Raw genomic sequence first — 13,674 nt, 5'->3', positions numbered from 1 at the left:
TTATTTTTTTGTACTTTTGTAATGTTTTTTGGGGTAATTTTCCCCTAGTAATCAATTTAGAATGGCCAAATTACGTATTCTTTACGTTTCAAGTGAGGTAGATCCTTTTCAAAACACATCAAAAATTGCAGATTTCGTACGTGCTCTTCCTACTGCTATGCAGGAAAGAGGAATGGAAATCAGAATTTTAGTGCCTAGATTTGGTTCGATCAATGAACGTAAAAACCGATTGCACGAAGTGGTTCGTCTTTCAGGTATTACCATTCCAATGGGAGAGGAAGAAAAGCCTTTGACCATTAAAGTAGCTAGTATTCCAGCTGCGAAATTACAAGTCTACTTCATCGATAACGAGGATTATTACCAACGTAAATATGTATTAACTGATAAAGAAGGTGCATTTTACCCAGACAATCACGAGCGTGCTATTTTCTTCTGTAAAGGAGCATTAGAAACGGTGGTGAAATTAGGTTGGGCTCCAGATATTATTCACTGCAATGATTGGATGTCAAGTTTAGTGCCTTTGTATATTTCGACACATTACCAGAATCACCCAATCTACAAAGATTCGAAAACTATTTTCTCGCCACACAATTCTGCCTTTGATTTTACGTTTGAATCAGACGATTTGATGGAAAAAGTAAAAATTGGTGATTTGGATGAAGCGCATTTAGGTAGCTTATCCGGTGGAAATTACGAAGCATTTATCAAGATAGGTGCGGAGTACGCAGACAAAATAGTTTCTTTAGTAAATGCGGATAATAGCCGTATTCAATCGATTATTGATGAATATCAACATAAAACTTCTCAAAATATTGCCGACAATGACCTCGATTTCTTCGAAAAAACGTACTTGGAAATGTCCGGCAATTAAATGGGTAGGAATTCTTTCCTTATTCCTTGCATCCTGTGATACACCTAAAGAAATCGGCGACGATTTGTTTAGCGTGGAAGTGGGTTTGAATTATTCGGATACGATCACGGTTAAATCCTCGACTGTATTGATTGATTCAATCTATACAGGTTCGCCTGGTACTTTATTATTGGGTAGCTTTAGTCACCCTGTTTTAGGTATTACTGAATCCTCTTTTTATACCCAAGTAGCTAATATTGATACGTTATTTGCGAAATCAACTTCGGTTTATGATTCTTTGAATTTGCGACTTGTTTATGCTGGATTTCAAGGAGATACCACTAAATCTCAAACGATAAGTGTCTATCGTTTACTGGATAGTTTGAGTTTAAAGACGAATTATTTTGCTAATTCTTCCGTTCGTTCTGATGCCTCACTTTTAGGTCGTCACACCTTTAATCCTCGGCCTATTCGGACGAAAGCGATGAATGGAGATTCAGCTCAATTTGATACACTCCGTTTCAGAATGTCTGACTCATTTGGACGTGAATTGTTGAGTAAGTATGCAGATGCAAAAGTGGCTGCAGGTGATAAGGGTTTTAGAGATTATTTTCCTGGAATGTTGTTTAAATCGACGGCGTCATCTGCGGGATCAATCCTTAATTTTACACCGAGTTTTTCCCGAATGACCTTGTATTTTCATAATCCAGGTGATACGACAAAGTACCACATAGATTATTATTTCTCTTTATCAAATGCCTATTATCCTGAATTTTTGGCGCGGTTTAATCAAATAAAGTCCACGAAATCAGGGCCTTTAGCTGCTCTGAAAAACCCAGGGGATATCGTTTCATCTACCGCAACTAGTGGGTTAACCTATATCCAAGCTGGAACAGGGTTGTCTACTAAGATTGAGTTCCCTTATTTAATGAACTTGAAAGGTAACCGTAATGTGGCTGTAAATAAGGCTGAATTAGTGTTGACGGCTGCTGATAATATCGATTTGCAAAATACAGTTGGACAATTATCCGTTGTGGAGACAAATGCAACGAATCGTACACTTCGAAATAGTTATGGATTGAAATACCTGTTGTCTGAAGGAGGTACAGGTGTTAATACAGCTACCATTAATCAAATTTCGAGAACTTACACATTCAATGTTACAACTGCTGTCCAGTCTCTTTTAGTAGGTAAACAAGCAAACTCAGGTTGGTTAATTACACCTGCTTTAACTACAAGTGCCTCAGGAAATTCAGGAATTAATAATGAGAGTGCTCGTTTTGTTCCTTTGCAAGCATTGAAGGCTCGTTTGAAAATCTATTATTCCTATATTGCCAAATAAATACCGGCAATCATGACAAATCTACGCGTAAGTTTAGTTCAGACGGATTTAGTTTGGGAAGATCCATCAGCTAATTGTGCTCAATTAGAGGAAAAGTTAGCTGTTTTGACAGGTTTGTCTGATGTTATCATATTACCTGAAATGTTTGCTACTGGCTTCTCTATGACGTCCGCTGGGGCTGAAATAGGTAAAGGATCGGCCCTTCAATGGATGCAGGTCCAAGCTAATCGTTTAGGATCTTTACTTATCGGCTCCCTCAAGGTAAAATATCAAACTTCGTACTATAATAGACTCTATGCTGTTTATCCTGATGGAACCTACAGCTCTTATGATAAGCGCCATTTGTTTCGAATGGGAGGCGAGCATGAATTTTACCAATCAGGTGATCAACAAGTGATTGTTACTTACAAGGGGTGGAAATTAGCCTTATTTGTGTGTTACGATCTACGTTTTCCTGTTTGGTCACGTAATGTAGGCTTGTCCTACGATGCTGCGATCTATGTAGCGAATTGGCCTTCTCCGCGTGCGAATGCTTGGAGAACCTTGTTGCAAGCTAGAGCAATTGAAAATTTAGCTTATGTGGTAGGTGTGAATCGGGTGGGTGTGGATGCAAATGACTTAGCTTATGCTGGAGATTCATTGTTAGTGGATTTCAAAGGTGATTTACAACTCGACTTACAAGCTAATCAACAAATCTTGACAAGTGAATTATCACACGAAGCATTAACTGAATTTCGGGCTAAGTTCCCTGCTCATCTGGATGCAGATTCCTTTAGTTTGTCTTCTCTTTAAAGAATTTCTCTAAATCGTCAATATCCTTGAGAGGGCTATCAGTCACAAGTTTGCCTTCATGAATCAATAATACGCGATCGCAAATGGCTTCCACTTCGGATAGAATGTGGCTGGAGAATAAGATAATGCGGTCTTTTTGAAGGCTTTTGATTAAGGTCCTGATTTCATCCCTTTGGTTCGGATCTAAACCACTCGTAGGCTCATCTAAAATCAAAATTTTAGGATCATGCAAAATCGCCAAAGCGATGCCAACGCGCTGCTGATATCCTTTAGAAAGTTCTTGGATTTTTTTATGAGACTCTTTTTCAAGTCCAACCCACTCGATGACTTCTTGAATACGCGATTCGAGATTAGTTATTTGATGGATGTCTCCGATGAAGGCCAAAAATTCCCGAACATACATTTCTGGATAGAGCGGGTTGTTTTCAGCTAAATAGCCGACCTGCTTTTTGAGGACGATTTCCTGTTCTTGTGGGTCTTTTCCATCGATGCTAACTGAGCCTGATGAAGGTTGAATGAGTCCCAAAAGCATTTTCAAGGTAGTCGATTTTCCCGCCCCATTGGGACCCAGAAAACCTACAATTTGACCTTCCTCCAAAAGAAAGGATAGGTTCTGTACGGCAGATTGTTTTCCGTAGGTTTTAGAAAGATTTATTGCCTCGATGAACATATTGACAAAGGTAGTCAAAATGGGAATTATTTCGTGTAACTTTGTGTTTCTGATTCAAATGCCTAAAAAATGTTAGATATAATTCGCTTAGATCGTATTGAAGATGCCTTGGAAGATATTCGCCAAGGTAAAATTATTATTGTTGCTGACGATGAGGATCGGGAGAATGAGGGCGATATGATTTGTGCCTCAGAAGCGATCACACCAGAATTAGTCAATTTTATGATCAAGGAGGCGCGCGGATTGATGTGTGTTTCTTTAACAGATGAGCGTTGCCAGGCCTTGGGTTTGGAGATGATGGTGAATCAGAACACTACTTCACATGAGACGCCGTTTACGGTTTCTGTTGATTTATTGGGCAATGGTTGTACCACGGGTATTTCAGCACAAGATCGCTCAAAAACGATTCAAGCCTTAGTGGATCCGGCTACTCAGCCATCTGATTTAGGAAGGCCGGGTCATATTTTTCCTTTAAAATCACGTACTGAAGGTGTTTTGCGCCGCACAGGTCACACCGAGGCTTCGATGGATTTTGCTCGTTTAGCGGGTTTTAAGCCTTCAGGTGTATTAATTGAGGTATTAAATGAGGATGGCAGCATGGCTCGTTTGCCAGATTTGCGATTGATCGCGGATAAGTTTGATTTGAAATTAGTGACGATCAAGGATTTGATTGAGTACCGTTTGGCAAAAGAATCCCTTATCAAAAGAGAAATCGGAGTGAATATGCCTACCGAATGGGGTTCCTTCGAATTAGTCGCCTTTAAGCAGATCAATACGGGAGATACCCACTTAGCTTTAATTAAAGGGAGTTGGGAAAAAGACGAACCGGTTATGGTCCGTGTTCATAGCTCTTGTGTGACAGGGGATATTTTTGGATCCTGTCGCTGTGATTGCGGAGAGCAATTGCACGCTGCCATGGAGATGGTGGAGAAAGAGGGGAAAGGCGTGATTTTATATATGTTCCAAGAGGGCCGTGGCATCGGTCTAATCAATAAATTGAAAGCCTATAAGCTTCAAGAGCAAGGGCGCGATACCGTGGAAGCGAATTTAGAATTAGGCTTTGCGATGGATGAGCGTGATTACGGCGTAGGAGCCCAAATCTTACGTGATTTAGGCGTCCACAAGATTCGTTTGATCTCCAATAACCCGAAGAAAAGAGCTGGCCTTATGGGCTATGGTTTAGAAATTGTGGATTCAATTGCCATTGAAATTCCTGCTAATCCGCACAATAAGAAATACTTAGAAACGAAAAGAGATAAAATGGGGCACGCGATTCGCTAGAATCACGTGCCTATTTTTATTGGTTTCCTAAGATGATCGGGGCGCTTTTGCCTCCCATGATGATCACTTTCGCGTTAGGAGATTTTGCTAATTCTTTTTGGGCAATTATCGACTCATACTGCAATTGCTTGTCGCTTAGACCGGTCGATAAAATCTTCTGGTAATCTGCGATACCCTGCGCCTCTACGCGCTTTCTCTCCGCTTCTTGCTTCTCTTTCTGTAAAACAAACTGCATCTTTTGTGCATCTTGTTCCGCATTGATTTTCGACTCAATGGTTTGCTTTACTGAAGTGGGTAGGTTGATGTTACGGATCAATAATTGCTCTAAAACCAAGCCTCTTTTCTTGAAGTTTTTCTCGATGTCAGAGTAGATGCGTTGCTGGAATTCATTGCGTTTCAAGGAATAAAGGCCTACTGCATCGTAGTAAACGGCATTATCGCGAATCATGGTACGCGTAATCGGACGAACCACCTTGTCTTTGTAGTCTTCTCCAATTTCGCGAAGTACTCGGGGAGCCTCCGTTGGCAAAATTCGATAAAGTACGGTTAAATCGACTACCACCTCTAGTCCGTCTTTGGTTAAAACACGAATCGCATCATCTCCGGCTTTGTCGCCTTCGTCGTGGACGCTGGACATCGTGTAATTTTGTGTTTTTGCATCAAATACGACTACTTTTGCTAAGGGGTTTACGAAGTTTAGTCCACTAGTTAAGGTAGAGGGTTGTACTTTTCCAAAGACACTCTGTACACCTACCTCACCTGCATCCACCTGCACCACTGCAGAACTGGTTAAGCCAAGGATAGCGAAAACGGCTCCTACGACTTTCAATGTTTTGGCGTATTTGTAGAATACTAAATTCGGGCTAATCGTGTTTGCGCCAACAAACAGCAAAATACCTAGGAAGATGAAAAACATAGTTTTTTTGATTTAAATGTCATCAAATTTATCATAAAGTATTCAATAATCCCTAATTTTGAATATGATTGAAATCAAGGGTTTATCTAAATCTTTTAACGGTCGTGTGGTGCTCGATGACATTAGTGCGAATTTCCAACAAGGAAAGACGAATATGGTGATCGGGGGTAGTGGAACGGGGAAATCTGTCCTGCTAAAATGCATGATCGGGATTTTAGTACCTGAGAAGGGAAAAGTGCTGTATGATGGACGTGATTTTTTGACGGCTCATCAAGATGTTGTGAAAGAAATTCGCCGTGAAATGGGCGTTTTATTCCAAGGAGGAGCCCTTTTTGATTCCAAATCTGTTCTGGAGAATGTTCGTTTCCCCTTAGATACCCTTACTTCCCAAACCCTAGAAGAAAAAAACGACCAAGCGATGCTTTGTTTGCAGCGGGTGGGTTTAGAGAATTCAGCCCTTTTAATGCCTTCTGAGATTTCAGGCGGGATGAAAAAACGGGTAGGGATCGCCCGAGCCATTGTGATGAATCCGAAGTATTTGTTTTGTGATGAACCTAATTCAGGTTTAGACCCATTGACCGCGGTGAAGATTGATTATTTGATTCAAGAAATTACCCAAGAATATAACATGACTACGGTGGTCATATCGCATGATATGAATTCGGTGATGCGGATGGGGGAATCGATTATTTTCTTGAAGGAGGGAAAGAAGATTTGGGAGGGAAATTCAGAGACCTTTCACCATTCAGGCGTTCCTGCTTTAGAGGAGTTTTTGTCTACTAAATTATTTTAATATGTTTTCTCTACGTGGGTATAATACGTTTGGGATTGAGGCGGAAGCTCGTCAATTCGTAGAGATTAGCTCCATTGATCAATATGTTTCTCTTCGAAAATCAGGTTTGCACGCTGATTTGCCTCACTTGTTCTTAGGCGGAGGGAGCAATGTGTTATTGACTAAGCCGCAAGAAGCATTGGTGGTTAAAATTTCCATTCCTGGCATATCGGTCATAAAAGAGGATGAGGATTTTGTGTGGTTAAATGCGGGTGCTGGTGTGGTTTGGGATGAATTGGTCCAGTATTCTGTCGACAAAGGATGGTCTGGATTAGAGAATTTATCCTTGATTCCGGGTACGGTGGGTGCGGCTCCGATGCAAAATATTGGTGCTTATGGTGTGGAAATCAAAGATACATTTGAGTCATTAGAAGCGTTGAATCTGCAGACTTTAGAAGTGGAGGTGTTTGATGCCAAAGCCTGTGCTTTTGGCTACCGTGAAAGCTTCTTTAAGCGCGCTGGGAAAGGGAAATACCTCATCAGCTCTGTGACGTTTAAATTGTCCAAGAAGCCTTCGGTTAAAACTTCGTATGGAGCGATTCAGGATGTTTTAGCTGCAAAAGGAATTGCTCAGCCTTCTATTCGGGAGGTGGCAGATGCAGTTATAGAGATTCGAAAAAGTAAATTGCCGGATCCGAAAGACATCGGTAATTCAGGTAGTTTCTTCAAGAATCCGACGGTTTCTGCTACCGAGGCGTCACGACTAATTGCTGAATATCCAGGCATTCCAAATTATCCGGTTGAAGGAAGTACAGATATTAAGTTTCCTGCGGGCTGGTTTATCGAAAAGGCCGGTTGGAAAGGATTTCGAAGAGGGGATGCGGGAGTGCATGCGAAGCAGGCCTTGGTTTTAGTGAATTATGGAGAGGCGACAGGTGGGGAGATTTTGGCCTTGTCTGAAGAAATTAAGAAATCGATTACAGACACTTTCGGCGTTTACTTAGAAACCGAAGTAAATATTTTATAAAATGACATTACCCACTTTAGCGAATTTAGGCAAAGGCCCCTTCTTTTTGATGGCAGGATCTTGTGCGATTGAGAGCAACGATTTAGCCTTTGAGATCGCTGAAAAGATTGATGGCCTCACGAAGGCGATGGGTATTCCCTACATTTTCAAAGGTTCATACCGCAAGGCGAATCGGACAAAAATCGATTCCTTTACCGGTATTGGTGATATCAAAGCCTTAGAAATTCTTCAAGCGGTGGGAAAACATTATTCCTTGCCCACGGTAACCGATATTCACGAAAGTGCGGAAGCAGCCATGGCAGCAGCCTACGTAGATGTATTGCAAATCCCTGCCTTCCTTTGCCGCCAAACAGATTTACTAGCTGCAGCAGCCCAAACAGGTAAAGCCGTCAACATCAAAAAAGGGCAATTTATGTCTGGCGCTTCGATGCGCTTTGCTGTGGAAAAAGTGTTACATGAAAATCCAGAAGCGGTTGTTTATTTGACTGATCGGGGTAATTCCTTCGGTTATGGCGACTTAGTGGTGGATTACCGGAATCTTCCAGAGATGTCAGCCATGAATGTTCCAGTCATTATGGATTGTACACACTCCCTACAGCGTCCTAATCAGACTACAGGTGTAACCGGTGGACAGCCCGCTTTGATTGAAACGATCGCTAAAGCTGCGATCGCCGTAGGAGCAGATGGAATCTTCATCGAAACCCACCCGAATCCTGCGGTGGCTAAATCAGATGGCGCGAATATGCTTCCATTAGATCAATTAGAGGGCCTTTTGGAGAAACTGTTGCGCGTGCGCGAAGCGATTGTTTAATGCATCTTATAGCTGATTTGGAGGGTGATATCCGTTTTAGTATTGCCTTCAATTAAATCTAAACCAGATCCAACTTCCATTCGATCTTGGTATTGAATACGTCCCCATTTAGCAGCAACACCTATTTCCCTCGTCCATTGATAAGACATCACTAGCGTGGTTTTGATGGCTTTCCCTGCGTAAGCGGGGAGAAGGAAAGAATAGGGCACACCTGGTTCATAGGCATAATTACGGGTATCATAGGTAGGCGTATTCATATAGGCAAAACGCCCCTGTACATTCCATTTGCCCTGATCCCATTTCACATCTTGTAATAGTAAATACCCCATCTCATCACCTAATGTAGAGGCCATCAGGCGAGAGTGAAAATCCCACGATTTAATGGCGATGTAATGCCCATCAAGGCTGATTTGTACGAGGTCATTATTTTCTTTTCGCGTCCATTTGCCTTGAAGGAATCCTCTGGCGTTATGTCTTTTCTCCCATTGTAAACGACTCAACACCTCCCAACCTGAGGTATTGGAATCAAGAACTTGGTATTTAGGCCCAGGGAAGCGAAAATAATCCACATAGGAGCTCAGCTTCATTCGTTTATTAATTTGATAACCTAGGCCCAGGAATAGGCCCATTTCGTTTATGTTTTCAGCGTTTTCGGAAAGACCATTTGATTTAGGACTAAAATAACCCGCCCCATAGTGCCGGAATAAATAGGATAAGTCAATTTTTTTAGAAAGTGAAGTGGCGGCAGATTGAATGAGGGAATATTGTCTATTTCCTGAAGTGGCGAATTCTCCTACCATTCTGATGTTTCTAAAGGGATATTGAAAGCTAATCGAATAGTTCTGTAATTCGTTTCCTGACCACTCGGGTTGTTTGTAGCCCGTTCCGATGGGTTTAGGCAAGGACCAGGATGTGAATACACTATTGAATTGAATGACGAGTGGAATGTTTAGCGGAGAATAGGTAATGTTTGCGCCCTCGGCCTTTTCTTGCACCGCATCTTTATGACTGATTTCTGAGCTGGTTCGATGGAAACCATCTTCTACTCTGGAACGAAGGTATTTATTTCCTAGCGAGTCAACTCCGGTGGTCGCATCTAAGTTTCGGTAGGAGACAAATGCTTGTATTCTAATGAATTCGGTTAGTTTTAGAGTTGTGTTGATTCCACGATAATAGCCATATTCCACACTGGAACTGTAGGCCAAACCACCTAGATTGAATTTCTGGGTAGCTTTTATGCTCTCAAAACTCTTGCCTAAGGAGAAGCCTCCGGATTGAACAAGTCCCTGACCCCATTGGTTGATGAAGTCGCCTAGGATAATTTTTTCTACGGTTCCTGTTGACTTAAACTCTAAGAAGCCACTACTAAAGTCGGTCAGTTCTTTTTCGCCTGCGTCCTTTTGTACTAAAAATCCAATTCTAAGATTCGCATTTAGTTGACCTCTGTATCGGAGCATTTGATTCGTTCGATCACCTATATAACGGGTCTTGCTTCGGAGGTCTGGATCTGTAAAACCTTTTTTGGTCTCTGCGGTCCAATCTGTTTTAAATAGGATCTGATGAGTCGATAAGCGAGGTTTCCACCAGCTAGGATTTAAAGGGTTGCAAACGACATAGTCTTGAATCTTGCGTAGGAAGTCGAGCTCCCAACCCGGAATGGATTGTAACTCTAAAATAGATTGAAAGGAGCCTAGATTTTTTCGAAAGCTTAGAAATGCTTCGATTTGTTTCGCACTAAATAGGAGGGAGGACTGTAGTTCCGCCTCGGAAACGAGGTTAATGTTTAGCGGATTCGCAAGGTAATAGTCGTAGCTAGATTGCTTTTCCTCCTCTTCTTGGGTGGATATTTGGGCAAAACAGACAAAAGAGGCAAGCAAAAATAGGATCGTTTTCAAGGGAGTGGTTTTCCCCGAAATTAACTTCTAATGGCCTAAAAAGGCCGATTAAAACTGATAATGAAAATCAGTTAGTTGAACTTTCGCTCGATGATTTGATGTAGTTCATCCCAAATGGCTTCGTTCTCCGCTTGACGATAGGCCTGGTAGCGGGATAACAAGGCTTGCATCCAAGTCTCTGCTTCCGCTTCTTCATCTATGTATTGGATGAGTGATTCTAATTGAGCAACATCGCCTTGGAAAATTTCTTGAATGAATTTGATGCGTTGGTGAAGGCTAATGGTGTCAGCTATGCGCTGGGTCATTTGTGATTCTACTTTGGACTTCAATGAATCAGCTGAACCGCTTAATAAATCTTTTAGGCGCTTGTATTCTTCCTCAGTGGAGTCTTCAAGGGTTTCTGGAGCTTTGAAATAGACTTCCGTATTCAACAAGTCGAAAGGTTCCGCTGGCGTTTCTGCGGCAGGGTAATTTATAGACGCATCTGCTTCTTCGAAAGCCGAAGCCTCGAAAGCTGGAGCTTCAAAAGGCGCCGCTTGGAAAGCCGGAACCTCCGAAGCAGAAACCGGTGCATCCATTACAGGTGCATCCGGTGCCTCATACGCATTCAATAAATCGGCAAAACTAGGCTGCGGCACATCTGCAGAAGGAGCTTCAAGGCTTTGAATCCAAGATACCCAAATGAACTCAGGAAAGGATACTTGATACAATAAAGTTTGAGCTATTCCTGCCCACTTTTCTTCAAATCGAGGGCTTGCCCAAAAGAAATTAGGGAAAACTTCAACCGTCCGAGAAGAATTTAACTGAGCTAAAAGCTCTGCTTGAATGGTTTCAATGACAGGGACGGGAATTTCCCATGCTAGTACCTCTTGAAATGTGATCGATTCAGAGGAATCATTCCAGTATTGCAAGAAAATATTCGGTGTAGCCATGTTATGATTTAATTTCTAGTTGTTCACATGCCATTCTAGCGGCGGTTTGTTCTGCTTTCTTCTTCGAATAACCTTTGCCTTCTGAGATCTTTTCACCATCTAAGATGACCAAAGCCGTAAATTCTCGGTTGTGGTGCTCGCCTTCTTGATCTAACTCAAAAGAGACCTTTTTGCCTTCTTTTTGGGCCCACTCAATCAACATCGACTTAAAGTTCGGGTTGTTTTGAACAACGGATTCTAGGTCAAAGTATTGTGTGAGAATCTTTTTGATGATGAAGTTTTGGGTGAAAGTAAAGCCTTTGTCTAGATAAACAGCCCCAATAAAGGCTTCTAATGCATCTCCGTACATAGAAGTACGGGACATGGAGTTTTTGCGTTGCGCTTCGAATTCGATCACTTCCTCTAGACCTAACTTGCGGCCAATCACGTTCAAGGATTCTCTGCTGACCATCCGAGAACGTATCTCAGTGAGGAACCCTTCGTCTTTGAATGGGAATTTTTGGAACAAATACGTTGCCGTAATCATCCCTAGCACAGAATCGCCTAAAAATTCGAGGCGTTCGTTTGACTCTTTGTAGTTTTCTGCCACACTCTCCTTCGAAGCGGAAGCGTGTAAAAAGGCTAGTCGATATAACGTTAAATTACTCGGACTAGCCCCAATAAGATGTGTAACCGATCTCTTTAAGAATTTCTCTCGTTCGTCTAGTCGAATTGGATCTAACCAGTTTAGGAGAGATTTTACGGCCATATTTGTCTTAGATTTTTCTGAAAATAACCGTTGCGTTGTGACCACCGAAACCAAATCCGTTGCTCAGTGCTACATCAATTTTGCGTGCTTTACCTACATTTTCTGTCAAGTCGATGCGTTGATCGATTTCTGGATCGCGGTTAAATACGTTAATCGTAGGAGGGACAAATTGGTGTTGAATCGCTAACACAGACGCTACCGCCTCTACCGCACCTGCACCACCTAATAAGTGGCCGGTCATCGACTTCGTTGAAGAGATCGCAATTTTGTATGCGTGCTCACCAAAACAATCCACAATCGCCTTAATCTCTTGTGGATCACCGATCGGAGTGGATGTTCCGTGTGTATTCACGTAATCTACTTCCTCCGGTTTGATGTTGGCATCTTCCAATGCGTCAAGCATCGACAATAAAGCGCCATAACCCTCTGGGTGTGGTGCTGTAATGTGGTGTGCATCAGAAGAGAAACCTCCACCGATTAATTCAGCATATATTTTCGCGCCACGCGCTTTAGCGTGCTCGTATTCTTCTAAAATCAAGGCACCTGCTCCTTCTCCTACTACGAAACCATCGCGATCTACGTCATAGGGACGAGACGCCGTAGCTGGATCGTCATTGCGGGTAGACATGGCGTGCATCGCGGTGAAACCACCTACCGATGCAATAGTCACTGGAGCCTCAGAACCACCCGTTACACATACGTTAATACGGCCTGTGCGGATGTAGTTGAAAGCATCAATGATCGCATTGTTCGCAGAAGAACAAGCTGAAACAGTAACGTAGTTAGGACCACGGAATCCGTTGCGGATCGAAATTTGGCCTGATGATGAATCTGCAATCATCTTAGGGATAAAGAACGGATTGATTTTCGGGGTTCCATCTCCTTGTCCGAAATAGATCATCTCGTCTTCAAAAGTCTTCAAACCACCGATACCTGATCCCCAGATAACGCCTACTTTGTTTTTATTCAAGGTTTCCATGTCAAAATTCGCATCAGCAATGGCTTCATCAGCCGCCACTACAGCGTATTGTGTGAACGGATCCATTTTACGCGCTTCTTTAGCATTGATAAAATCTTCTACCTTGAAGTTCTTTAATTCACAAGCAAAACGAGTTCTGAATTTTTCCGCATCGAATTTCGTGATCGGACCACAACCGCTTACGCCGTTCTTTAATCCATCCCAATATTCACTAACGGTGTTCCCGATGGGGGTTAGGGCGCCTAGTCCCGTGACAACTACTCGTTTTAACTCCATATTCTTGTTATTTATGAATCTGCTTAAAATAAAAAATGTCAATCAGTCAGAGAAATCCCATGGAAAAATCCACCTGATTACTGTTAACTAATTGACATAATTTTTATGGTTGCTTCGATTACTTTGCGTTCTCTTCCAAATAAGTAATAGCTTGGCCTACTGTTTGGATGTTCTCCGCTTGATCATCTGGAATAGAAACAGAGAATTCTTTTTCGAATTCCATGATTAACTCAACTGTATCTAGAGAGTCAGCTCCCAAATCGTTTGTGAAAGATGCCTCAGGAGTAACTTCTGATGCTTCTACACCTAATTTTTCAACGATGATGCTCTTTACTTTTTCTGCAATATCTGACATTTTAATATTATTTTGGGGTTCAAAAACG

Annotated in this window: 14 protein-coding genes; 7 read left to right on the top strand and 7 right to left on the bottom strand. The window is 42.0% G+C overall.

Features of this window, described 5'->3' with window-relative positions:
* The first annotated feature begins 61 nt into the window (after positions 1-61).
* Genes ACRZ9O_RS05530 through ACRZ9O_RS05520 form a run of 3 tightly spaced genes read left to right on the top strand, consistent with a single transcriptional unit; the run spans position 62 to position 2,984 of the window.
* On the top strand, positions 62-871 hold the full coding sequence (locus tag ACRZ9O_RS05530; protein WP_459457158.1) for a glycogen/starch synthase: 810 nt from the start codon (positions 62-64) through the stop codon (positions 869-871).
* On the top strand, positions 822-2,192 hold the full coding sequence (locus ACRZ9O_RS05525; protein WP_459457156.1) for a DUF4270 family protein: 1,371 nt from the start codon (positions 822-824) through the stop codon (positions 2,190-2,192). Before ACRZ9O_RS05530 ends, ACRZ9O_RS05525 begins: the two co-directional genes overlap by 50 nt.
* 12 nt (positions 2,193-2,204) lie before the next feature.
* Positions 2,205-2,984 carry an amidohydrolase gene (locus ACRZ9O_RS05520; protein ID WP_459457154.1) on the top strand — a complete coding sequence of 260 codons (780 nt, stop codon included), beginning with the start codon at positions 2,205-2,207 and terminating at the stop codon, positions 2,982-2,984.
* Here the strand turns inward: ACRZ9O_RS05520 and ACRZ9O_RS05515 are convergent.
* Positions 2,965-3,672 carry an ABC transporter ATP-binding protein gene (locus ACRZ9O_RS05515; RefSeq protein WP_459457152.1) on the bottom strand — a complete coding sequence of 236 codons (708 nt, stop codon included), beginning with the start codon at positions 3,670-3,672 and terminating at the stop codon, positions 2,965-2,967. The genes ACRZ9O_RS05520 and ACRZ9O_RS05515 overlap by 20 nt on opposite strands.
* Positions 3,673-3,723: 51 nt before the next feature.
* Between ACRZ9O_RS05515 and ACRZ9O_RS05510 the strand changes: the two genes are divergently transcribed.
* Complete coding sequence (locus tag ACRZ9O_RS05510) at positions 3,724-4,935, top strand: bifunctional 3,4-dihydroxy-2-butanone-4-phosphate synthase/GTP cyclohydrolase II (protein WP_459457150.1); 1,212 nt, start codon at positions 3,724-3,726, stop codon at positions 4,933-4,935.
* 16 nt (positions 4,936-4,951) lie between these two features.
* On the opposite strand, the gene ACRZ9O_RS05505 is transcribed toward ACRZ9O_RS05510, so the two are convergent.
* The gene (locus tag ACRZ9O_RS05505; RefSeq protein ID WP_459457149.1) at positions 4,952-5,851 is read right to left on the bottom strand and encodes a prohibitin family protein; all 900 of its coding nucleotides are present in this window, start codon (positions 5,849-5,851) and stop codon (positions 4,952-4,954) included.
* Between the two features lie 64 nt (positions 5,852-5,915).
* Between ACRZ9O_RS05505 and ACRZ9O_RS05500 the strand changes: the two genes are divergently transcribed.
* The 3 genes from ACRZ9O_RS05500 to kdsA are packed head-to-tail and all read left to right on the top strand — an operon-like array spanning position 5,916 to position 8,461.
* A complete protein-coding gene (locus ACRZ9O_RS05500) occupies positions 5,916-6,644 on the top strand; it encodes an ABC transporter ATP-binding protein (RefSeq protein ID WP_459457147.1) in 729 nt (242 codons plus the stop codon).
* Position 6,645: 1 nt separating this feature from the next.
* Positions 6,646-7,650 carry a UDP-N-acetylmuramate dehydrogenase gene (gene murB / locus ACRZ9O_RS05495; RefSeq protein WP_459457145.1) on the top strand — a complete coding sequence of 335 codons (1,005 nt, stop codon included), beginning with the start codon at positions 6,646-6,648 and terminating at the stop codon, positions 7,648-7,650.
* 1 nt (position 7,651) lies between these two features.
* On the top strand, positions 7,652-8,461 hold the full coding sequence (kdsA, locus tag ACRZ9O_RS05490; protein WP_459457143.1) for a 3-deoxy-8-phosphooctulonate synthase: 810 nt from the start codon (positions 7,652-7,654) through the stop codon (positions 8,459-8,461).
* Here kdsA and ACRZ9O_RS05485 read toward each other — a convergent pair.
* From ACRZ9O_RS05485 to ACRZ9O_RS05465, 5 genes are all read right to left on the bottom strand, one after another.
* Complete coding sequence (locus ACRZ9O_RS05485; protein WP_459457141.1) at positions 8,458-10,356, bottom strand: ComEA family DNA-binding protein; 1,899 nt, start codon at positions 10,354-10,356, stop codon at positions 8,458-8,460. The genes kdsA and ACRZ9O_RS05485 overlap by 4 nt on opposite strands.
* 71 nt (positions 10,357-10,427) lie before the next feature.
* Positions 10,428-11,288: a hypothetical protein gene (locus tag ACRZ9O_RS05480; protein WP_459457140.1), complete on the bottom strand. Its 861-nt coding sequence runs from the start codon at positions 11,286-11,288 to the stop codon at positions 10,428-10,430.
* Between the two features lies 1 nt (position 11,289).
* Positions 11,290-12,036: a ribonuclease III gene (gene rnc / locus ACRZ9O_RS05475; protein ID WP_459457138.1), complete on the bottom strand. Its 747-nt coding sequence runs from the start codon at positions 12,034-12,036 to the stop codon at positions 11,290-11,292.
* A gap of 7 nt (positions 12,037-12,043) precedes the next feature.
* Positions 12,044-13,291 carry a beta-ketoacyl-ACP synthase II gene (fabF, locus tag ACRZ9O_RS05470; protein ID WP_459457136.1) on the bottom strand — a complete coding sequence of 416 codons (1,248 nt, stop codon included), beginning with the start codon at positions 13,289-13,291 and terminating at the stop codon, positions 12,044-12,046.
* A 118-nt stretch (positions 13,292-13,409) separates the two neighbouring features.
* On the bottom strand, positions 13,410-13,646 hold the full coding sequence (locus ACRZ9O_RS05465; RefSeq protein ID WP_130895240.1) for an acyl carrier protein: 237 nt from the start codon (positions 13,644-13,646) through the stop codon (positions 13,410-13,412).
* Between the last annotated feature and the right edge of the window lie 28 nt (positions 13,647-13,674).

Source organism: Aquirufa sp. HETE-40SA (assembly GCF_054558635.1).
This window is presented reverse-complemented; position numbering and strand designations above follow the sequence as displayed.